The 22,279-nt window shown below is 58.3% G+C and carries 16 protein-coding genes; 9 read left to right on the forward strand and 7 right to left on the reverse strand.

Translation table 11 applies throughout. The features are described from left to right. Positions 1-26: 26 nt before the first annotated feature. Complete coding sequence (locus G518_RS0110335) at positions 27-1,448, reverse strand: MFS transporter (protein WP_036594258.1); 1,422 nt, start codon at positions 1,446-1,448, stop codon at positions 27-29. Positions 1,449-1,657: 209 nt separating this feature from the next. On the opposite strand from G518_RS0110335, the gene G518_RS0110340 reads away from it, so the two are divergent. The 5 genes from G518_RS0110340 to G518_RS0110365 all read left to right on the forward strand — a co-directional run bounded on the left by G518_RS0110340 (position 1,658) and on the right by G518_RS0110365 (position 8,788). After that, positions 1,658-3,334, forward strand: a complete 1,677-nt coding sequence (locus G518_RS0110340) for a VRR-NUC domain-containing protein (RefSeq protein WP_028602477.1) — start codon at positions 1,658-1,660, stop codon at positions 3,332-3,334. Further along, the gene (locus G518_RS0110345) at positions 3,331-5,661 is read left to right on the forward strand and encodes a helicase C-terminal domain-containing protein (RefSeq protein ID WP_028602478.1); all 2,331 of its coding nucleotides are present in this window, start codon (positions 3,331-3,333) and stop codon (positions 5,659-5,661) included. Before G518_RS0110340 ends, G518_RS0110345 begins: the two co-directional genes overlap by 4 nt. A 116-nt stretch (positions 5,662-5,777) precedes the next feature. Then, positions 5,778-6,944 (forward strand): thiolase domain-containing protein, encoded by a 1,167-nt coding sequence (locus G518_RS0110350; RefSeq protein WP_028602479.1) that lies wholly within the window; start codon positions 5,778-5,780, stop codon positions 6,942-6,944. Position 6,945: 1 nt separating this feature from the next. After that, a complete protein-coding gene (locus G518_RS0110355) occupies positions 6,946-7,347 on the forward strand; it encodes a Zn-ribbon domain-containing OB-fold protein (RefSeq protein ID WP_028602480.1) in 402 nt (133 codons plus the stop codon). Between the two features lie 523 nt (positions 7,348-7,870). Then, positions 7,871-8,788, forward strand: coding sequence for an EamA family transporter (locus G518_RS0110365; RefSeq protein ID WP_211231697.1), 918 nt, complete (start codon positions 7,871-7,873; stop codon positions 8,786-8,788). Between the two features lie 39 nt (positions 8,789-8,827). Here the strand turns inward: G518_RS0110365 and cobA are convergent, their stop codons facing one another. From cobA to nirB, 4 genes are read right to left on the reverse strand one after another with little or no spacing between them, the layout of a single operon-like run. Further along, on the reverse strand, positions 8,828-9,598 hold the full coding sequence (gene cobA / locus G518_RS0110370; RefSeq protein ID WP_036594262.1) for a uroporphyrinogen-III C-methyltransferase: 771 nt from the start codon (positions 9,596-9,598) through the stop codon (positions 8,828-8,830). Positions 9,599-9,649: 51 nt separating this feature from the next. Next, positions 9,650-12,445 carry a nitrate reductase gene (locus G518_RS0110375; RefSeq protein ID WP_028602484.1) on the reverse strand — a complete coding sequence of 932 codons (2,796 nt, stop codon included), beginning with the start codon at positions 12,443-12,445 and terminating at the stop codon, positions 9,650-9,652. Positions 12,446-12,449: 4 nt separating this feature from the next. Then, positions 12,450-12,833 (reverse strand): nitrite reductase small subunit NirD, encoded by a 384-nt coding sequence (gene nirD, locus G518_RS0110380; protein ID WP_028602485.1) that lies wholly within the window; start codon positions 12,831-12,833, stop codon positions 12,450-12,452. Positions 12,834-12,836: 3 nt separating this feature from the next. Continuing rightward, the gene (gene nirB / locus G518_RS0110385; RefSeq protein WP_028602486.1) at positions 12,837-15,314 is read right to left on the reverse strand and encodes a nitrite reductase large subunit NirB; all 2,478 of its coding nucleotides are present in this window, start codon (positions 15,312-15,314) and stop codon (positions 12,837-12,839) included. Positions 15,315-15,510: 196 nt separating this feature from the next. On the opposite strand from nirB, the gene G518_RS0110395 reads away from it, so the two are divergent. The 4 genes from G518_RS0110395 to G518_RS0110410 all read left to right on the forward strand — a co-directional run bounded on the left by G518_RS0110395 (position 15,511) and on the right by G518_RS0110410 (position 20,086). Then, the gene (locus G518_RS0110395; RefSeq protein WP_028602487.1) at positions 15,511-16,686 is read left to right on the forward strand and encodes a nitrate regulatory protein; all 1,176 of its coding nucleotides are present in this window, start codon (positions 15,511-15,513) and stop codon (positions 16,684-16,686) included. Positions 16,687-17,064: 378 nt separating this feature from the next. Continuing rightward, entirely contained in the window at positions 17,065-18,288 is a 1,224-nt protein-coding gene (locus G518_RS0110400) for a CmpA/NrtA family ABC transporter substrate-binding protein (RefSeq protein WP_028602488.1), read from the forward strand. Positions 18,289-18,290: 2 nt separating this feature from the next. Continuing rightward, complete coding sequence (ntrB, locus tag G518_RS0110405) at positions 18,291-19,286, forward strand: nitrate ABC transporter permease (RefSeq protein ID WP_051236357.1); 996 nt, start codon at positions 18,291-18,293, stop codon at positions 19,284-19,286. Beyond that, positions 19,283-20,086 (forward strand): ABC transporter ATP-binding protein, encoded by an 804-nt coding sequence (locus G518_RS0110410; protein WP_036594263.1) that lies wholly within the window; start codon positions 19,283-19,285, stop codon positions 20,084-20,086. Before ntrB ends, G518_RS0110410 begins: the two co-directional genes overlap by 4 nt. A gap of 96 nt (positions 20,087-20,182) precedes the next feature. On the opposite strand, the gene G518_RS0110415 is transcribed toward G518_RS0110410, so the two are convergent. Together G518_RS0110415 and G518_RS0110420 are read right to left on the reverse strand one after the other, a co-directional pair. Continuing rightward, a complete protein-coding gene (locus G518_RS0110415; RefSeq protein ID WP_028602491.1) occupies positions 20,183-21,289 on the reverse strand; it encodes an SDR family oxidoreductase in 1,107 nt (368 codons plus the stop codon). A gap of 8 nt (positions 21,290-21,297) precedes the next feature. Beyond that, positions 21,298-22,269 (reverse strand): Bug family tripartite tricarboxylate transporter substrate binding protein, encoded by a 972-nt coding sequence (locus tag G518_RS0110420; protein ID WP_028602492.1) that lies wholly within the window; start codon positions 22,267-22,269, stop codon positions 21,298-21,300. Positions 22,270-22,279 lie beyond the last annotated feature (10 nt).

Here is a 22,279-nt window from a genome sequence, read left to right on the forward strand (position 1 = left end):
AGAGTTGCTGAGATCCTGAACAGGTTCTATGAACCTTTTCGCTGCTGCCTTAGCTCGCTTCCGTCGTCACTCTTCAGCGTCTTAAACGCGATGGCAGACCACGCACTCAGCAGTGCTACGCTCACGAACACAATACCAAAGTCATTGGCTTGCAAGCCTTCTACCGCGGGGTGGCGCAATTGGCCGGAGAAAGAAACGGCCCATGCTCCTACGACTACGCCCAATGCAATGGCAACTTGCTGGCCCATGGAGGCCATAGCCGTGGCGTGCCCTGCACGTTCTCGAGGTACATCCGAATAGGCCACGGTATTGAGTGTCACCATGACCATGGAGGTCGCCAATCCGCCCAGGAACAACAGGCCACAGATCAACCAGACCGGTGTGTTGGCCGCGAACAGACCATAGCTGGCGATCAGGCAAGCCATGGTCAACGATGCCGCGATGAGAAGTGTTCGAAACCCGTAGCGCTCAATCACATAGGCCATCACGGCCCGGGTGGTGAGGCTACCCAAGGCAATGCACATCGTGATGAGCCCCGATTTCAAAGGCGACATGCCCAGGCCAATCTGAAACAGCAAGGGCAGCAGGAATGGCACCGCGCCAATGACCGCTACCCGGACAGGAAAGCCCCCCAGAACAGACACTCTAAAAATGGGAAAGCGCATCACTGAGAAGTCGAGGATCGGATTGGAATGCCGACGGCAATGGGCGGCATAGAGCCAGAGGGCAATGGTGCCCACAAGGATCATTCCAGTCACCAATGCAGGCGGTAAAAGGTGTTTGCCAGACAGCTCCAGACCACCCAACAGACCCAGCAGCGCGGTGCCGAGCATGGCAAGGCCCAGGAAATCCATGCTGACCGCGGCTTCAGGTGGAAGCTTTTCGTCTGCCTCGATGAACATCATCGCAAGCACGACGCCCAAGATCCCGAATGGGATGTTCACCAGGAAGATCCAATGCCAAGAGGCAACCGTGACGATGGCACCCCCGAAGAAGGGCCCCATCATGCGCCCAATGGCCCCGGGTATGGTGAACCAGACCATCGCAGTGACCATTCGGTCAGGGGGAATGCAGCGCAAGAGGATGCTTCGGCCCACCGGCACCATCATCGAACCTCCAGCGCCCTGTAGCAAGCGGAACACGATCAACTGCGTTAGCGTTTGAGCCATACCGCAAAGCGCTGATCCCAGCGAAAAGACGATGACCGCGGCGCAAAACACGCGGCGTGCGCCAAAGCGACCGGAAAGCCAGGCGCTTGCCGGCAGAAAAATGGCGAGGCTGATCACGTAGGAAGCGATGGCCAGATTGAGATCCAGTACCGGGACCTGCATCGATTCCGCGATGGAGGGAAGCGCGGTGGCCATCACCGAGGTATCCAGGTTCTGAAGGAACAAGGGACATGCCACGATTAATGGAACGATGCGATAGCGGAAGGCTTCTGAGTTCACTTGTATTCGTGGTGTCGGCGGTGTTGGCGGCATCTGACCTGCATCCCACACGCGGATCTGGCGAATGGGCCCAAGAACGTGAACACGTTCTTGGAGATGCGTGCTTATACCGCATCGCTTTGCTTGTTGCACTGCATGACCTCGCCTGTGGAGGACCACGGGGATTTGCTATCATGGCTGTATAAAACATCAGTTTCTCGGGTGTTTCTGTGTCCGAGCCCACACTTTCGCCCCACCGCTTCTACTACCTCCACAATTTCCAGCAAGCTTTGAGCTGGATTGGTGAGCGCTATGAAGATTTGCTGGATGAGCGCGAGCAACAGTTCCTTTCGCAATTTTCTGAGCTGAGCCAGGCTTCGCAAGCGCTCATGGTGCGCTTGCTGATGCGCCGGGGCCCGTGGTTCCTGGCTGAGAAGCTCCGGTATGAAGAGATCCCGGAGATCAGTCGTGCGGCAGAACCGCTGCTGGCGCTCGGCTGGCTGGATGCAGGCTGTGGCATGGGTTTGGATGAGCTGTTTGCATTGCATACCAAACCAGAACTGCGGCGGATTTTTGCTGAGATCCCTGTTCGCGCAGACATCCGTAAACCCGAGCTCTTCAAGATCTTGCTGGCCCTGCACGAAGCACCGCGAACTTACGCGGATTGGAACCCGCAGACGGGGGATGCCGCTTGGCGCGTGACGGTGGGCGAGCTTTGCGAGCGCTTCAGGTTAATGTTCTTTGGCAATCTGCATCAGGATTGGTCGGAGTTTGTGCTGGCTGACCTGGGTGTATTCCGTTACGAGGCCGTGGTTTTCGATAAGACTTCTCGTGCATTCCAGTCGAGAAGTGATGTGGACCACTATCTCTTTTTGCACGAGTGTCGCGAGGCGCTAGAGAAGCGCGAGGAATTGGATGTGCTGCTTCAGGCCGTGTCCGCGCGTACAAGCGACAACCCATGGATCGAAAAGCGCCGTGCCAAACTCCTGCTTCGTATGGGCCAGTCTTGCGAACGTGCAGAGGACTGGGGCCGCGCGGAGCAAGCGTACGCACAATGCAGTTACCCCGGCGCACGCCATAGACGCATGCGGGTGTACGAACGTATGGGGCGTTTCTCCGAAGCGATGGCTTTAGCTTTGGAGTCTCAGGCTAAGCCAGAGAGCGATGAGGAGAGCCAGCGAGTTGCGCGTATGGTGCCCCGATTGCAGCGCAAGCTGGGCCAGGGGGTGAATACCCGGCCTGCGAATCCACAGGCCACAGTGGCCCAACTGCGTACAGATATCGAACTCGATCTGCCTGACGAGCCCACTTCGGTGGAGTATGTTTTGCGCGCTCATTGGCATAGTGATGAGGCGCCCGCTTTTTATGTAGAGAATGCACTGATCAACTCGCTTTTCGGGTTGCTCTGCTGGCCAGCTGTATTTGCGCCCTTACCGGGTGCGTTCTTTCATCCATTCCAAAGTGGCCCATCGGATTTCGGCGCTCCAGATTTCGTGCAGCGCCGTTTGACCTTGTTTGGCGCCTGCCTGGCACATCTGGAGGATGGCAGTTATCGAGAGGTGATCCGCCAGCGTTTTGAAGATAAGCACGGCGTGCAATCACCGTTCGTTTTTTGGGGCACTTTGAGCGAGGAGCTTCTGTCGCTGGCGCTGGATTGCATCCCTACAGCTCACTTGAAGCTGTTTTTCACGCGTTTGATGTTGGATGTACAGGCCAACCGCAGCGGATTTCCGGATCTTGTTCGGTTTTGGCCTTCAGAACGTCGCTATGAACTGGTTGAGGTTAAAGCTCCGGGGGACAGGCTGCAAGACAACCAGATCCGCTGGTTGCAGTATTGCGCCGGACACGGATTGCCGGTGCGTGTTTGCCATGTGCATTGGCGGGTGGAATCTGAGGGCGCTCCGTGAGCTATAGCGTGGCGGTTCGAGCGTTGTGCGAGTTCACTGCGCGAACGGGCGATCTGGATTTGCGTTACACACCGGCGCCCAGCGCGCTGGAAGGCATGGCGGGGCACCTGCTGGTTCAATCTCGCCGCAGCAAGGAATACGAGACCGAGGTCCAACTACTGGGGCAATACGAGGATTTGCTGGTGCGGGGCCGCGCCGACGGCTTTGATCCTCAGGCAGGGCAGTTGGAGGAGATCAAGACCTATCGCGGCAAGATCGAGGGCGTTCGTGAACACCACCGCGCGTTGCACCTGGCGCAAGCCAAGATCTACGGCCATTTGATGTGCGAGGCGCGCGGTCTGACACAGATTCGTGTGGCGCTTGTGTACTTCAACATAGGCACTGGGGAGGAAACCGTATTCAGCGACATGCTGGAATCGGCTGAATTGCGAACGTTTTTTGAAGACCAGTGCTCGCGCTTTCTGTCATGGGCACACAGTGAGGCTGCACACCGCCAGGAACGGAACGCCGCCCTCACGGAATTGCAGTTTCCCATGGAGCGTTTTCGCACGGGGCAACGAGAGCTGGCTGTGGCGGTGTATCGGTCAGCGCGTGCGGATGCAAGTGGGCAGTGCCTGATGGCGCAGGCCTCTACCGGCATCGGTAAGACATTGGGCACCATATTCCCCATGCTCAAGGCAGCGCCCTCGGCCGATGAAACCGAGGGGCTGGACAAGCTGTTTTTCCTGACGGCCAAGGGAACAGGGCATGCATTGGCTTTGCAGGCGCTGGACACGCTGAACAGTCAACTAGGGGGGCAGAGCCTGCCTGGCCGCTTACGTGTGCTCGATATTCAAGCGCGCGACAAGGTCTGCGAATATCCAGAGAGTGCCTGCCATGGCGATTCTTGCCCACTGGCTCGTGGCTTCTATGACCGGCTCCCGGCCGCTCGGGCGGCTGCGCTTGAGCAATCACAGCCCTGGGATGCCCAGACGCTGCGTGCAGTGGGGCTGGAGCAGCAGGTCTGCCCCTACTACCTGGCGCAGGAATTGGTGCGCTGGAGCGATGTGGTGGTGGCGGATTACCACTATTTCTATGACACCTCTGCCATGCTCTACGCATTGACTCAGGCACAGCAGTGGAAGGTGGGTGTGCTGGTAGATGAAGCACACAATTTGCTGGAGCGGGCGCGCCGTATGTACACGGCCGAACTTTCGCAGTTTGCACTGATCGATGCCCGCAAGCGGGTGGGCGCTTCTCCGCAAGAAAAGCCGGTGCGCAACGCGCTGGATCGCTTGCATCGCGTATGGAACGCCCTGAACAACTCACAGGAAGAGGACTTCAAGGCCTACGATGTCGTGCCCGCATCCTTGGTTGGTGCCTTGCAACGCACGGTGAGTGCCATTGCTGACGCTCAAGCAGACAAGCCCATGATGCCCGGAGACCCGGTGTTGGGTTTTTACTGGGAGGCACAGCATTTTGTGACGCTGGCTGAAGAGTTCGGTGTGCATGCGCTGTTCGACTTGAGCCAATCAGTTCATCCCGGGATGGAGGGACGAGCACGCACGCCCGTTTCCACCCTGTGTATTCGTAATGTGATTCCCGCGCCGTATCTTCAGGACCGTCATGCGGCAGCTCAGTCCAGCGTGCTTTTCTCTGGAACCCTCAGCCCGCCCAATTTTTATATGGATACGCTGGGTCTGCCAGAGGACACGCGCTGGATCGATGTGGAGTCCCCTTTCAAACCCGAGCAGTTAACTGTTAGAGCAACCACTCATATTTCCACGCGCTACCACGATAGGAAGCGTTCGCTGCAGCCTATTGCAGACCTCGTGGCCGAGCAGTACTTGCGGCAACCGGGCAACTATCTGTGCTTTTTTAGTAGCTTTGACTACCTTCAACGCGTGGCGGAAAGTGTGAGGCAGGTCCATCCAGACTTGCCTATCTGGCTTCAGACCCCTTCCATGGACGATGCCAGCCGAACCGCCTTCCTCTCGCGCTTCACCGAGCAGGGGCAGGGCGTCGGTTTTGCTGTCCTGGGTGGCGCGTTCTCGGAAGGGGTGGATCTTCCCGGCCAGCGCTTGATTGGCGCCTTTGTGGCGACTTTGGGCCTGCCGCAGGTCAATGCTGTCAATGAGCAGATGAAGCGTGTGATGGATAGGGTTTTTGGAAAAGACAAAGGCTACGACTACACCTACCTTTACCCGGGATTGCGTAAGGTGGTGCAGGCGGCAGGACGCGTGATCCGCAGTGAGGAAGACCGTGGGGTGGTGGTCTTGATCGATGATCGCTACCGAAGAAGAGAGGTGCGAGCGTTGCTTCCAGGGTGGTGGAAAGTAAGCAGTTAACGCGCCAGGGTGCTCATCTGCCCGCAGCCGGAAGCGAATGGGCGACGGTCACAAAGTTGTCAGCGTCCAAGACCGAACCGTGGCATGCTTACTTTTTTAACGAGGGATGTGTATAGATGACTATCAAGCGTAGAGCCTGCATAGCAGGGGCATTCGAACACCCCACGCGCAAGGCCCCAGATAAAACTGTTCCGCAACTTCATTTTGAAAGCGCGATGGGTGCGCTGGCAGATGCCGGGTTGAAATTGTCGGATGTCGACGGCTATTTCTGTGCGGGTGACGCTCCGGGTCTGGGCCCTATGAACATGGCTGAATACATGGGCTTGAAGCCACGCCATTTCGATGCCACGGATGTCGGCGGCTCCTCTTATCTGGCTCACGTTTCACACGCTACACAGGCCATCATGGCTGGCAAGTGCGACATCGCTCTTATCACCCTGGCAGGTCGTCCGCGTTCGGAGGCTTCAAGCGGCCTGCAGCCGCGAAGCTATGGCGCGAACTTGCCAGATGTTCCCTTCGAACTCCCCTACGGAGGCGTGACGGTCAATAACTACGCCATGGTCGCGGCGCGCCATATGTATGAGTTTGGCACCACGGCAGAACAACTGGCTTGGGTCAAAGTGGCTGCATCGCATCATGCTCAGCACAACCCTAATGCCATGTTGCGTGATGTGGTCACGGTAGAAGACGTGGTCAACTCACCCATGGTGTCTGATCCGCTCCACCGTATGGATTGCTGCGTTGTTTCAGACGGAGGTGGTGCGTTGATTGTGGTCAGGCCCGAGATCGCTCGATCGCTCAATCGTCCTATCGTGAATGTGCTGGGTGCAGGTGAGGCATTGAAAAATACCAACGGAGGCAAGCACGATCTTTCGTACTCCGCTGCCAGGCACTCGGGGGCCACGTGTTTCGCAGAGGCGGGCGTGCAACCGTCGGATATTCAGTACGCCTCCATCTATGACAGTTTTACCATCACGGTGATCATGCAGCTGGAAGACCTGGGCTTCTGCAAGAAAGGTGAGGGCGGAAAGTTTGTCGCTGATGGCAACTTGATCTCCGGCGTCGGCAAACTCCCCTTCAATACCGATGGTGGTGGGTTATGCAACAACCACCCCGCCAACCGCGGCGGCATCACTAAAATTATCGAAGCTGTTCGCCAGCTCCGCGGCGAGGCCCATCCTGCAGTTCAAGTCAAGAACTGCGGTTTGGCGCTTGCTCAGGGCACGGGTGGCGCATTGGGTTCACGGCACGCCAGCGCCACACTCATTCTCGAAAGGCAGTGACATGGCTACCCCCTATCAAGACCGCAAGATCCCGGCCCCCATTGTCTACCCAGACAACAAACCCTTCTGGGATGCAGCCGATGAAGGCCGATTCCTCGTCAAACATTGCACTGCCTGCAATCAGCCGCATTGGTATCCACGGCCGCTATGCCCGTTTTGCGGCAGCGACAAAACCGAGTTTCGCGAGTCTCCAGGAACCGGCACCATCTATTCACTGAGCGTGACACGTCGAGCAGGGCCCATTGCTTATGCTATTGCCTACGTTACCCTGGACGAGGGTGTGACGATGATGACCAATATCGTGGACTGCGATCTGGATTCGGTCCGCATTGGTGACAAGGTGAAGGTGGTGTTCAAGCCCAGTGATGGTGGCCCTGCCGTTCCCATGTTTACTCCGGCATGAAGCCTCTCTGAGAATCCTGAATACGCAAGTGCTCTGGCGCCAAGTTGATGGAGCGTGCTTAAGTTTGTGCTGATTGGGTGAAAATGCTGGCGGTTCTAGCCTCGGTTTGCAGCCTCAGCACTGGTTTCAGGCGCACTCCTGGCGCTCTCATCAATATGTGACCCGCCTTGAATCGGGCGGCGTAGACATCGCCAACGGCTGCGTGGGCCCTCTCCAAGGGTTGCCCCCGGCCTGGTCCGAAGGCGTTTATGCTGGCTTGGGTGCGGCCTTGCCAAAGCCCTAGAAGTCTGCGCGGCAGAAGGATCGCCGGCTGCAACGCGCGAGAAAACGGTCCATTGCGGCACTACCTCCTGCACCCATAGCCCTGCTATGGGCTTCTCGGTATCACCACACTGTCCTCGTTTTTCGCTCGTTTCGCTTCGGCGCCTTCTGCCGCGCAGACTCCTAGCGCTTTCCCGTGCTACTTTACCCATGGAGCATGTGCACCTGCTTGCGTGGACCCTTTCCCTTCTTGCTGTTACCCATGAGTGAAGTTTCCTGGATTTGGATGCCCGTCGTCCTGTTCGCCGCGATGGCTCAAACTGTGCGTAACGCGGCGCAACGTTCATTGATTGCCGAACACGGTACCTTGCCTGCCACTTTGGCGCGATTTCTGTTTGGCTTGCCGTTCGCGCTGGTGTATCTGCTGGCGCTGTACGCGCTATTTCCGGGCAGCCACGCGATGCCTAAGTTCTCGTGGACGTATTTCGGCTGGATCGCCGTGGGCGCCGCGTTCCAGATCGCCGCGACAGCCGCTCTGCTGCTGGCTATGAAAGGGCGCAACTTTGCGGTGGCAGTCACTTTGTCGAAGACCGAAGTGCTGCAGGTGGCCTTGTTTGCCAGCATTTTTCTCCACGAGTTGCCTACTGCACTTTCTTTGCTGGCCATGGTGCTAGCCACAGTGGGGGTGCTGATCCTGTCTCTGCCTGCGAGCGGCAGCCGGGCATCGCTGGCAGCCTGGGCCAGCCGTTCTGCCATGTATGGGCTGTTGTGCGGCGCCTGCTTCGCCATCGCTTCGGTGGGATTTCGCGGCGCTGCGCTGGTTCTACAGGAGCCCTCGCCCTGGTTGTCGGGTGCCTGGGGTGTGTTGTGGGCGCAGACATTTCAGTCTATCTGCCTTGGCGCCTGGGTGGCGCTACGCAACGAGGGCGGTCTGCGCCCCTTGTTCAAGGCGTGGCGCGTTTCCTTCCTCGCCGGGAGTATGGGCGCCGCTGCATCGCTTGCCTGGTTTACCGCCTATGCCATGCAGGGCGCGGCCGAGGTGCGCACTCTGGGGATGGTGGAGGTGGTATTTAGCTACCTGGTCTCACGTCGCTTGTTTCGTGAGCCGATGCGACGCAGTGAGAAGCTGGGGATGTTGCTGATGTTGCTGGGTTTGGTCCTGGTGTGCATTAGCCTGTAATGGCCAGGACATCTGATCCTGTTGGGCGAAATCTCCGGCTCAGGCTTGTAGCCGCAGAGGTTCCTGGCCCATGGCCGCCACCCCGCGCACCACATCTCCAATCACCATCACGGAAGGGCTGCCCAGCCCCTCTCTGACGATGGTGGCGTGCAACTCGCCCAAGGTAGTGACCGCATGGCGTTGCTGCGGCAAGCTGGCATGTTGGATGATGACTGCGGGTGTTGAGGCCGGCAGGCCTTGCAGCAAATTGGCCTGAATGTGGGCCGCGCCACGTACACCCATGTAGATCACCAATGTGAGTTTGCCGTCACGCGCTGTGGTCGCAATTTGATGCCAATCCGTGGTGTCTCTACCCGGTTTGGCGTGGCCTGTCAGGAAGATCACACCATGCGCGTGGTCACGATGGGTGAGTGGAGCGTCCAGCGCAGTGATTCCGGCTAGGCCCGCCGTGATGCCGTTGATCACCTGAACGTTTACTCCCGCAGCGCGAAGGTGCTCCATTTCCTCGCCGCCACGGCCAAAGATGAAGGGATCACCCCCTTTCAGGCGCACTACCTGCTCGCCTTCCGACACAGCTTGCAGCATCAGTTTTTCAATGAAGGCTTGCGGAGTGCTCGTGCATCCGCCCCGTTTGCCCACATGCACTACACGTGCGGTCGGTGAAGCGTAGGCCACGATGGCATCGCTCACCAAATCATCTACGAAGAGCACCGTGGCCGACTGAATAGCCTTGAACGCCTTGATGGTGAGCAATTCCGGGTCGCCTGGGCCAGCGCCCACAAGAGTGCAGGTTCCTGAAGATTTAGTCATGATTTCCGTGGGGAAAGTTTTTTTGGTTGGGAGTTTTTATACGCCCAGTGGCTATATTGTTGCGCTTTGTTTAGCACTTTTAGTTATAAGTTGTTTTAAGGCTGGAACGCATGAGCCGCAATTGGTGCCGCAACGCAGTTGAGCTTGCAGTTGTTGCAGGCGAGCCGTGTCATCGCCTTCAATCTGGGAGAGCGCTGAAGTGATGGCGGGTTCATCCACGTTGAAGCAGGTACAGATTTGTTTTCCTCGCGAAGCCATGGCTGCCGGTAGTTGATTCCCGGGCATGAGCAAAAGGCGCCCATACGTTTGCGCAGGCAGGCTTTCCTTGAGCAGAGTCGTGAGCCATGAGCCTGCGCTTGCGTCGCCTGCCAGCAGTAAGGCTTCCAAGGAGGCGCTTTTGCCCTGCCATGCAAGACGTACAGAACGGCTTTGCTGGCGGCGTTTGTCGGCGTACCGGAGCACCTCTGGGCCTGATAGGCCGAGCAAGGCTTCGATGCGCTGCACCAGTGCGGCGTCCGGTGCCTCATAAGCGGCCGCGCGCAGCAGCACACCATGACGTGCCTGGTGGGCATCTTCTAAAGTGGTTTGGCTGGAAAACGGCACACAGGATGCAAAGTCAAATTGCGACATCAAGGCCGCCATCGCTTCGCGCGTGGCTTGAGCCTCCGGCAGCCACGCCATGCCTAGCAATGTCCAGGGAAGCTCAGCCTTGAGTAACTTGACGGACGTGTGCTTGAACTCAGGCTGTTTGGACTGAGGGCAAAACGCGGGCGTGGTGAGCGTGTTGACGCCTGCCAAACGCTCGCCGATGGACGATTTTCCTGAGAGATATTCGCCACCCCAGTGCATAGCCATGAACACCTGAGATAACGCCAAGCCCTCGTCGGCTTGCACAGGTGCAATGATGGCGCCACGCCGGTTGGTGATATGAACGAGATCGCCTTCGCTCAGTGCACGGCGCGCCATGTCCTGGGGGTGCATTTGCAGGCAGGGCTCGGGCACGTGGCCAAACAGGCGGCCTATTTGGCCGGTGCGACTCATGCCGTGCCACTGATCGCGCAGGCGACCTGTGGTCAGACTGAAGGGGTGGCGGGCATCGCGGGGCTCGGCCACGGGTTGCCAGGGCAGGGCGCTGAAGCGTGCGCGGCCGTCAGGAGTGGGAAATTGGCCGTCTTCGTAGAGGCGGGCGAGGCCTGTGGGCGAACCCTCTTTTAGTGGCCATTGTTGAGGACCGCTTTCGTCCAGCATGGCCCATGAGAGTCCCGTGATGTCCAGATCGCGCCCACGGGTGGATTCGCGGTGTTCGCCCCAGATTTGCTCGGCATGTTCGTAAGGAAATAGGGTGGGGCGACCGGGGTGCAACAGCTTTTCAAGCCGCTGCGCGAACTGCATGGCGATCAGCCAATCATGCCGGGTGTCGCCTGGTGGCGGCACTGCAGGGCGAACGCGAGAAATGCGGCGTTCGCTATTGGTCACGGTGCCTTCCTTTTCTCCCCAGGTCGTGGCGGGCAGCAAGAGATCGGCAAAGGCGCAGGTGGCTGTGGTGGCGAAGGCCTCCTGTACTACGACGAACTCTGCTCGCTCCAGCGCACGGCGAACCATGGACTGATTAGGAAGGCTTTGAGCCGGGTTGGTGCAAGCAATCCACAATGCTTTGATTTCCCCGTCGGCGGCAGCCTGGAACATTTCCACTGCAGTCTTCCCGGGTTGAGCTGGCACTGACTCCAGGCCCCATAGCGCGGCGACTTCAGCGCGATGTGTTGGACTGCTCAAGTCGCGATGAGCCGAGAGCAGATTGGCCAGGCCACCTACTTCTCGTCCGCCCATCGCATTGGGTTGCCCGGTGAGAGAGAAGGGGCCAGCACCTGGCTTGCCGATCTGGCCGGTGGCCAGATGGAGGTTGATGAGCGCGGCATTCTTGGCGGTGCCATTGACGCTTTGATTCAGGCCTTGGCAATACAAGCTTAAGGTGGGCCCCGACTGCGCGAACCACTGTGCGGCCTGACGGATATCTTCCTTGCGCAAGCCACAGATCTGGGCCGTGTGCTCGGGGGTAGCCTCGCGTACCAAGGCCTTGAGTTCAGGAAAGCCTGTCGTGTGGCGGTCTATATATTCGGTGTTGACCCAACCTTCCCAAAGCATGGTGTGCAGCATGCCGTGAAACAGCATCACGTCCGTGCCTGGCTGCAGGGGCAGAAACAAATCGGCCATCGCCGCAGTTTCAGTGCGCCGGGGGTCAGCCACGATCACCTTCATTGCGGGGTTGGCCGCGCGTGCTTCCTCGATACGGCGGAAAAGCACGGGGTGGGCCCACGCCGTGTTGCTGCCTGCGAAGAACAAGCAACCTGCGTGGTTCACATCGTCGTAGCAGGTGGGTGGGGCGTCGGCACCAAGTGTGAGTTTGTAGCCCGCCACCGCGCTGCTCATGCACAGGCGGGAGTTGGTGTCGATGTTATTAGTACCTACCAATCCCTTCGCGAGTTTGTTGAAGACATAGTAGTCTTCGGTGAGCAATTGCCCGCTCACGTAGAAGCCCACGGCATCCGGGCCGTGCTGCGTGATGATGTGGGCGAACCGGTCGGCAGCCATGTTCAAGGCGCTGTCCCATTCCACAGCTTCTGGCGATGCGCCTCGATGCGAGCGCTGTTGCGGACGCAGCAGACGAGTCTGCGCCCTTAGCGCGTCTGTCGCCGTAAGGTGCAGCGTGCTTCCTTTGGAGCACAGCCTTCCGAAGTTGGCGGGGTGCTCCGGATCTCCGCGGACATCGGTGATGCGCGTGCCCTCTGTCTTTATGAGCACGCCGCAGCCCACGCCGCAATAAGGACAGGTGGATCGCGTTTCTGCCATGACTTTAGGAGTGGCAAGAATGGCGGCAGGGCCCTGCCGTTGGGCGGGAAAGGTCGGTCGCGTGATGCTCTAGTTCATCTGCATCCAGAAAAACTTCACCATCTTCCACCTTCACTGAAAAGCAAGGTGTGGAGCCTTCGTCGGGAGCTGTGGCGTGGCCGTCCACCAGTTGGATGGTCCAGTTATGCAAGGGGCAGGCCACGCTGGTGCCGAACACAAGCCCTTGTGACAGCGGGCCCCCCTTGTGCGGGCAGCGATCGAGCAGCGCGTGGATGGTCCCGGCGCTGGTTCGAAACAAGGCCACATCAAGGCCGCGCTCGCGTGCGACGCGGCGAGCACCGAGTTCGGGAATCTCATCAGTGCGGCAAATAGAAGTCCATTTGGTCATGACTTAAGCCTCTTGCGCCACGGTGGGCGTAGTGATGGGGGCTGCAATGGGTACGAACTGGCGTTGGTCCACGCCTGCCTTGTCGAACTCAAACCAGGGATCGGGCTCACCATCCAGCGCGTATTGCAACTGGGCCCACATGGCTTTGCGGCCTTCAGCGTCTTCGAGAATGCGCCGCTTCACATAATCCATGCCCACGCGGTTCACGTAGTGCACGGTGCGCTCCAGGTACCAAGCCTCCAGCCGATAAAGCTGCATGAACGCGCCTGTGTATTCAAGTACCTCCTCCGCCGTTTTCAGCTTGACGAAGAACTGACCCACTTCGGTCTTGATGCCGCCGTTGCCGGCGATGTGCATTTCCCAGCCGCTGTCTACGCCTATTACGCCAACGTCCTTGATGCCGCTTTCGGCGCAATTGCGTGGGCAACCACTGACAGCGAACTTCACTTTGTGCGGCGCATTCATGCCGACGAAAGCGTGCTCAAGGTCCTTGCCCAGTTGCGTGCTGTCCTGTGTTCCCATGCGGCACCACTCGCTGCCCACGCAGGTCTTCACCGTGCGGAGGGCTTTGGCGTAAGCATGGCCACTGGGCATGCCAATGTCGCGCCATACGGCTTGCAGGTCTTCCTTCTTCACCCCCAGCAGGTCGATACGTTGGCCGCCGGTCACTTTGACGGTGGGGATTTTGTATTTGTCTACCGCGTCGGCAATGCGCCTGAGTTCAGATGCCGTGGTTTCCCCGCCCCACATGCGAGGCACCACGCTATAGGTACCGTCTTTCTGGATGTTGGCGTGGCTGCGTTCATTGATCAGACGGCTTTGCGGATCATCCTTGGCTTCCTTGGGCCAAGTGCTGAGCAGGTAGTAGTTCAGGGCAGGGCGGCAGGTGGCGCAGCCATTGGGTGTACGCCATTCCATGAAGTGCTGGACCTGCGCCACGGTGAGCAGATGGTTCTTGGTAATGGCCTCGCGTATCGCCTGATGCCCATGTTCAGTGCAGCCACATATAGGTTTGGTTTTTGGCGTTGTCGAGAAATCACCGCCCGCAGTGAACATGATGATCTGTTCGACCAAGCCTGTGCAGGAGCCGCAGCTGGCACTGGCCTTGGTGTGTTTGCGCACCTCGTCGAGCGTGAACAGGCCTTTTTCCTTGATGGCCTTGCAGATCGCGCCTTTGGTCACGCCATTGCATCCGCAGACTTCATCGCTGTCTTGCATGGCGGCTGCCTTGCTGTGGCCTTCATGTCCGGCGTCGCCAATATTGGATTCCCCGAACATGAGTTTGTCTCGAATGTCCTTGACGGCTCGGCCTTCGCGCAGGAGCTTGAAGTACCAGCCTCCATCCACCGTGTCGCCATACAGGCATGCACCTACCAGCTTGTCGTCCTTGAGGACGAGCTTCTTGTAGACGCCTGCAAAAGGATCGCTGAGCACAATCTCTTCTGTGTCCGCGCCGCCTTGGAAGTTTCCCGCGCTGAACAGGTCGATGCCTGTGACCTTGAGTTTGGTGGAGGTCAATGAGCCTTGATAGCGCCCTATACCGAACTCAGCCAGGTGGTTGGCGAGCACTTTGCCTTGCTCGAACAATGGGGCAACCAAGCCGTAGGCAATGCCTCGGTGTGCGGCACATTCGCCCACCGCATAGATACGAGCGTCGGTGGTGGTTTGCAAGGTGTCACTCACCACGATGCCGCGGTTGACGTGCAGGTGCATTTTTTCGGCTAACGCAGTGTTCGGGCGTATGCCCACCGCCATCACCACCAACTGAGCGGGTACCTCGCTGCCGTCTTTGAACTTCACTGCCCGAACACGGCCTATTTTTCCGTTGTCCTCCTCGCCCAGAAGCTCCTGTGTTTGCGCATTCATGAGGAATTGCATCCCCCGCTCAACCAGCGATTTCTGCAGCAGCCTTCCGGCCACATCATCCAGTTGGCGCTCCATTAGCCATTCGCCGGCATGCACCACGGTGACTTTCATGCCGCGCTTCATCAGCCCGTTGGCAGCCTCCAACCCCAACAACCCGCCACCTATGACGACCGCGTCCTTGTATTTGGCTGCCGCATCGATCATGGCTTGCGTATCTGCGATATCGCGGTAGGCCAGCACACCGTCCAGGTCCTTGCCGGGAATTGGCAGCATGAAGGGGTTGGAACCTGTGGCGAGAATCAGCCGGTCATACTCCGCGCTGACGCCATTGACGCCATGTACCACGCGTAGTCTGCGGTCGACCTCAGTCACCATGCTGCCGGTGTGCAGTGTTATCCCGTTCTGCTCGTACCAGGCCCAATCATTGAGTACGATTTCTTCCAAGGTCTGCTCGCCCGCTAGAACGGGAGACAGAAGAATGCGGTTGTAGTTGGGATGAGGCTCCGCACCGAACACGGTGATGTCATATAAATCTGGTGCGATCTTGAGCAGCTCTTCCAGCGTGCGTACGCCGGCCATGCCGTTGCCTACCATGACGAGTCTGGGTTTTTTCATCGTGGACTCCTTTTGATTCAACGCAAAAAGGCGTCTTCATGCTGCGTGGCTTTGCCAACGCTCATGAAAGACGCCTTTGTCTGGTGCGCCGCGCCTTTGCGCCGCACCCGTGCCATGGATTAAGCAATCAACGTGCCAAGCATTGCGCACTGGGTTGGTGCGTTTTCCCTCGGCACGGGAATTGCACAGAGAAGTCATGACCTCCGCTCTGCATTTCCTTCAGCTCGCTCGTCAGTGCGAAATCACTGAACTGGAATTGCTTCAGCGCACCAGTGCACTCGTCGACACACTCGGGCGCTTGATCCATGCGCTGCAAAAAGAACGCGGTCTGAGCACGGTTTACCTGACGGGCCGCGCCGCGCCGACCGAACTGGCCGCTCAGATCAAGGAGTGCGAACAGTTGGCCGATACGGCTCGAGCGGGCTTTGACGATTTGTCTAGTCCGGCGCAAGGGGCTCGTCTTTTTAGTCGCATTGCCTATGTGCTCCAAGGATTGGATGCACTGCCGGCGTTGCGTGAGCGCATTCAGGCACGCCAGAAGACGCCCGAGACCTCAGCGGCAGCTCTCACCAAGCTGGTGACGGGTTTGCTGGCCGTGGTGTTTGAGGCCGCTGACGGTGCCGCCGACCCGAATATCTCCCGTTTGCTCGTGGCTCTGTTTCACTTCATGCAGGGAAAGGAGCTCGCGGGACAGGAGCGCGCAGCTGGCGTAGCGGCGTTTGGTGCGGGCAGTGAACAGCGTCAGCAGAATTGGTTGCATCTGATTGAGGCTCAGGAACGGTGTTTTCAGGTTTTTGCTGAGTTCGCACCACCCACGTTGTTGCCCCAGTGGCGTGCAGAGGACGCCGCACTGGAGCGCTTGCGCAGAGTTGGGTGTACTTCCGCTGCCAATAACGAGTCTGGCGCCGATCTTCGCCAGACTTGGTTTGATGTGGCCACATCCCGGATGGACGCGCTTCATGCCATTGAAACCCAACTCGCAGCCGAAGTGCTGTACCAATGTGAATGCCGGATCGCTGAAGCGCGCCAGCCTCTGCCAGTGGCCGACGCCAATGCGGACTTCTTCGATAGTTTTCCTGCACCAGCCGCCAGTCTGGGACCGCAGTTGAACCGCTCGGTGCTGGAATTGGTCCAGGATCAATCGCAGCGCCTGCAAGCCATGCAAGCCGAGTTGGAAACTACGCGTGCGGCGCTTCAAGAGCGCAAGTTGGTGGAGCGCGCCAAGGGCTTGTTGATGGCGAGGCGGCAATTTAGCGAGGGTGAGGCGCATAAGCTCCTTCGCCAGACGGCCATGAACCAAGGGCGCAAATTGTCTGAGGTAGCTGAGGCCGTTCTAGCCATGGCTGATCTGCTGCCTCCTGCACCGCATTGAATCTTTATGCTGCGGTGCAGCACCAGGCTGGTGCGGTGCGGTGCGGTAGAGCTCCAAAGTGTTGCGTCCGCTTGAGGGGAAGGACGTTCTGGATGCGTGGCGACTCGGTCGAGTTTTGACGTTCGAGGACACCAGAGGTCTTCGCGTTTCACTCTGTATAGCTGCGCTTTCCTGGTGCTTGACAACGCTGTCGATCAGTTCGCTTTGTTGGAGGCTTTTCAACCCGAACCACTAGCTGGCACGCTTCATGCGTTCACCTCAGGCAGCAAAGTCCCTCCAATGGCGGCGGGGCGTTAGCAGACAACGGTGTCCTCCTCTACGCCCACTCGTGGGTAGAGGCCGGACGCCGTTTTTGTTTTTACGTTTGAAGGAGTTCATATGTCGCCCTCTACCGTTCAACGTCGCGATTTCCTTACCCTCGCTGCTGGTGCAGCATTCAGCGTTAGTGGAGGAGCTTGGGCCGCAGGGTCAGACAAGCCTGAAAAAGAGGAGGTGAAGATAGGCTTTATTCCTCTCACCGATTGCGCGAGCGTGGTCATGGCCTCCGTGCTGGGCCTGGACAAAAAGTACGGCGTGAAGATTGTGCTCAGCAAGGAAGCCAGTTGGGCCGGCGTGCGCGACAAGCTGGTCAACGGTGAGCTGGATATGGCCCATGTGCTCTATGGGCTGATCTATGGCGTGCACCTGGGTGTGAGTGGCCCCAAGAAAGACATGGCCGTGCTCATGGGCTTGAATCACAACGGGCAGGCCATTACGCTCTCGAAGACGTTGGCCGACAAAGGCGCGGTTGATGGCCCTTCGCTCGCAGCGCTCATGGCCAAGGAAAAGCGTGAATACACATTCGCGGGTACGTTCCCCACCGGCACGCACGCCATGTGGATGCACTACTGGTTGGCTGCCGCAGGCATAAACCCTTTGAGCGGCGCCAAGCTCATCACTGTACCGCCTCCACAAATGGTGGCGAACATGCGTGTGGGCAATATGGACGGCTTTTGCGTCGGTGAGCCATGGAACCAACGCGCCATCATGGATGGCATAGGTATCACGGCCAACACCACGCAGGAGATCTGGAAAGATCATCCTGAGAAGGTCTTGGGCACCTCGGCGGATTTCATGAAGAAGTATCCCAACACCACGCGCGCCGTGATGATGGCCGTGATCGAGGCTGGGCAATGGATTGATGCCAGTCTTTCCAACAAGATGAAGATGGCCGAGACCATTGCAGGCAAAGCGTATGTGAACACCAGCGTGGACGCGATCAACCAGCGCATCTTGGGCCGTTACCAAAACGGTCGTGGCAAGAGCTGGGACGACGCGAATCACATGAAGTTCTTCAACGACGGCTTGGTGAATTTCCCATTCCTCTCAGACGGTATGTGGTTCCTTACTCAGCACAAACGGTGGGGCCTGCTTAAGCAGCACCCTGACTACCTGGCTGTCGCCAAGCAGGTGAACCAGATCGACCTGTACCGCTCCGTGGCCAGCGCCATGAAGATAAGCGTGCCCAAAGATGTCATGCGCACCAGCAAGCTCATCGACGGCGTGGTGTGGGATGGCAAAGATCCAGCCAAATATGCAGACGGCTTCAAGATCAAGGCGTGACCATGAATACCAGCGAACTCATTCCAGCTTTTCAAAGCACACATACGCCGAACGGGCAAGCCGCGTCTTCACATGCAGGCCTTGCGGTTTCCCATCCCTCGTCAGCGGGAGCATCACAAGCACCCCTTCTGGATACGCAGCCTGCCCCCATCCCAGCCGTCCCCTATGCCGGGCGCCCCCAGAAGGAGACAGTCAGAGGGCGGCGCCTGGGCGCTTTGGTGGGGTCGCTGGTTTCTGCTGTGCTGCCACCGGCCTGTGGCCTGGGTTTGCTTGTATTGATTTGGGCCATCGTTTCATCTGCCACAGGCAATACCGTGCCGGGGCCTGTGGAGACGTGGCACCAGGCGGTGGAGGTGTTCCGAGATCCGTTCTATCACAACGGACCCAACGACCAAGGCGTGGGCTGGAACGTGCTGGCTTCGCTTCAGCGGGTGGCGATAGGCTTTGGACTGGCGGCCTTGGTGGGCATTCCCGCAGGTTTCGTCATCGGCAGGTTTGACTTCCTTTCTCGTATGTTCAACCCACTGATCAGCCTGCTCCGGCCCGTATCGCCGTTGGCTTGGTTGCCCATTGGTTTGTTGGTCTTCAAAGGGGCGAACCCGGCAGCCATCTGGACCATTTTTATCTGCTCTATCTGGCCCATGATCATCAACACCGCCGTGGGCGTACAGCGTGTGCCGCAGGATTACATGAACGTGGCGCGTGTGCTGAACTTAAGCGAATGGAAAATCGCCACCACCGTTCTGTTTCCGGCGGTCTTGCCCTATATGCTGACCGGCGTGCGGCTGGCTGTGGGCACTGCATGGTTGGTCATCGTGGCTGCCGAGATGCTCACGGGGGGCGTGGGCATCGGCTTCTGGGTATGGGACGAGTGGAACAACCTGAATGTGAAGAACATCATTGTGGCCATTTTCGTGATTGGCATTGTGGGCTTGGTGCTGGAGATGGCGCTGGTCAAGATAGCCACCGCGTTTACTTTCGAAGAGGTGAAATCATGAGCGATGCCAAGTTCATTGAAGTCCAAGGCGTAGAACAAACGTTCAAGACCGCCAAGGGTTTGTTCCCTGCGCTGCGCGACATTGATCTGAATATTGCCAAAGGCGAATTCGTGGCGCTCATTGGTCACTCGGGTTGCGGCAAGAGCACGTTGCTGAACTTGATCGCAGGCCTGACCACTCCAACGGCGGGAGTGCTTCTTTGTGGCAACAAGGAAATCAATGGCCCTGGTCCTGAGCGGGCCGTTGTGTTTCAGAACCATTCGCTGCTGCCTTGGCTGACCTGCGAAGGCAATGTCTACCTGGCGGTAGAGCGGGTATTTGGCGCCAAGGAAAGCAAAGCGCGCTTGAAAGAGCGCACCGCCGCAGCCCTGGACATGGTGGGCCTGAGTCACGCCGCACACAAGCGCCCTGGTGAGATATCTGGCGGGATGAAGCAGCGCGTGGGCATTGCGCGTGCGTTGTCGATGGAGCCTCAGGTGCTGTTGATGGACGAACCCTTTGGTGCACTTGATGCACTGACGCGCGCCAAGCTGCAGGACGAACTACTGGAGATCGTCGCTCGTACGCGAAGCACCGTCGTCATGGTGACCCACGATGTGGACGAGGCGGTGCTCTTGTCAGACAAGATCGTGATGATGACCAATGGCCCCGCCGCGACAATTGGCGAAGTCCTGCGTGTCGACATCGAGCGTCCGCGCAAGCGCGTGGCGCTGGCTGAAGATCCGCGCTATCTGCAAGCGCGTAAGGCGGTGATTGATTTTCTCTACACGCGGCAGGGGCATGTGGAGAGGGTTGCTTGATTTTGTGATGGATGGCTAACCCCAGGTTCCTCGCCGATGCCAACGAACCTGGGTAGAGGCTCCTTTAACCCAGCCAAATCTGGGAGCTTGGAGTGATCAACGGACCGGGACGTGCTTTGCCGGGTCAGGAAGAATCTTCCTGTCTGCCAAAACCGTCAGCCAGTGCTTGACGCAGGATTCCGTGTCGTAGACCTGGTGGAAGCCAGCATTCTTGATTTTTACGGTGCTCACGAAAGCTGGCGCGGGAGCGGCTTTCAACCCGTACCCGAATCTGGCGTCTGCTGAGAAGTGAGATTCACCAAGTATTTGCGCCATTGTTAACGGACGCAGATCTTGGTTCGCCACGATGTTCTGCCAGACCGCTGATTGGGAGGGCAGATACTCCGCCAGTTTTTGAGGCTGGTCAGGCCCGAGCTTCACTTGCAGGAAGTCCGCCAATGCAGGCCAGAGGTCCTTCCAGCTGAACACTTCTCCGTTGGTTAGATTGAAATGTTCGTTCCAGGCTTGTCGGTTGCCCGCCGCCCAGACGCAGGCATCTCCAATCAAGCGCGTGTCTACAGCCTCGCGAGGGTAGGAGACATGGCCTGTGTATGAGAATACTTGACCCAGTTCCCGACACAACGCAGCGTAAACACCAATCACGGGGATGGTGTTCATGGCGACTCCTACATTAGGGCCCACCACAATCGTTGGCCTGAAAATATTCCAACCAAAGCCGATCTCGCTTGCTTTTTCTTTGATGTAGTCTTCTTGGAACCAGTATGAGTTGGGATGGTCGTCGCGGGCGTAACGCTCCCTGGCGGGTATGCGAATGGGGTGCAAGTGAACACCGTAGGCCTTGGTTCCCTGCAACAGTGACACGTGCTGCAGCTTTGTTCCACGGCTCAGAGGCTCCACTATGTTCTGGATCATTTTCAGATTGGTATCCATCTGATCCATGTCTTGCCAACCTTGTATCAACCCCGGCTTTTCAAAAACCGCGGCATACACCAGGTGACTGACCTCGGGCAGAGCTCCGAATGCCTTGAGGCACTCATCTGCGTTTTGCAGGTCTACAGGCAAATGCCTGAAAGGCTTGGCGCTGCTGACTTCCGGCCGCCGCCGGGAGACGGCGATGACCTCCCAGCCGGCGTTGAGAAATGAATCTACAGCAGCAGTGCCAACGAGCCCGCTAGCCCCTGCGATAAGAACAGTCTGAGTCATTGAGGTGATCAATCCATTTGCAGGTTGATGGATTTGAAGAGCTCCTTGAAACGTGCGTGTTCCGTGCTCATGCGCTTGCCAAACTCCTGGCGGCTCTCGGTGCCGGCAGCGATTCCCAAGGCGCTAAACCTCTCCTGCACTTCCGGGTTGCGCACGGCCTTGCTGATCTCTTCGCTCAGGCGAGCAAGGATTTCTGGAGGTGTTCCTGCAGGCGCAACGAGGCCATACCAGGCCGCACTTTCAGCACCTGGCAAGCCAGCTTCCGCCACGGTAGGAACGTCTGGCAAGAGAGCGGAGCGTTTGGTGTCAGCCACGGCCAGTGCGCGCAGTTGGCCTGATTTCACGAAGGGAAGAATAGGGGGGACGCCGCTGATGACCAACTGAGTGCGTCCGCCAAGGGTGTCAGTGATGGCTTCGCTATTACCCTTGTACGGCACATGCAGTACCTTGGCTTTGGAAAGATGCTGGAACATCTCGCCCGCAATATGCCCGCTGGTGCCCATACCTGCTGAGGCATAACTGACTTTTTCCGGATTGGCTTTGGCGTAGGCGATCAACTCTCGCAGATCTTTGAAAGGCTGTGAGGGATTTGCCAGGATCACATTAGGGCCTGTGGCGATCAGCGCCACGGGCACCAGATCCACCATGGAGTCGTACGGCATTTTCTTGCGGACATTGGGATTGACGGTGATTGGGCCTGCTGAGGCGAAACCAATCGTGTAGCCATCTTTTTCTGCCTTGGCAACGAAGTTGGTGCCCAGATCGCCGCCGGCGCCAGGCTTGTTGTCCACAATCACGGGTTGTCCGAGTTGCTCTGACAGGGGCTTGGCAATCAAGCGGGCGATGATGTCAATGGAGCTGCCAGGGCCGTAGGTGGCAATCAGTTTGATGGGCTTGCTTGGGTACGCAGCGGTTTGCGCGGTCGCCAGAACGGAGCATAGGCCCAAGCCCAAGCCCGCGATGAGGTGATGAAATTTCATGTCTTTGTCT

It is taken from the genome of Ottowia thiooxydans DSM 14619, from assembly GCF_000422885.1.
In the GTDB taxonomy this organism is placed as follows: domain Bacteria; phylum Pseudomonadota; class Gammaproteobacteria; order Burkholderiales; family Burkholderiaceae_C; genus Ottowia; species Ottowia thiooxydans.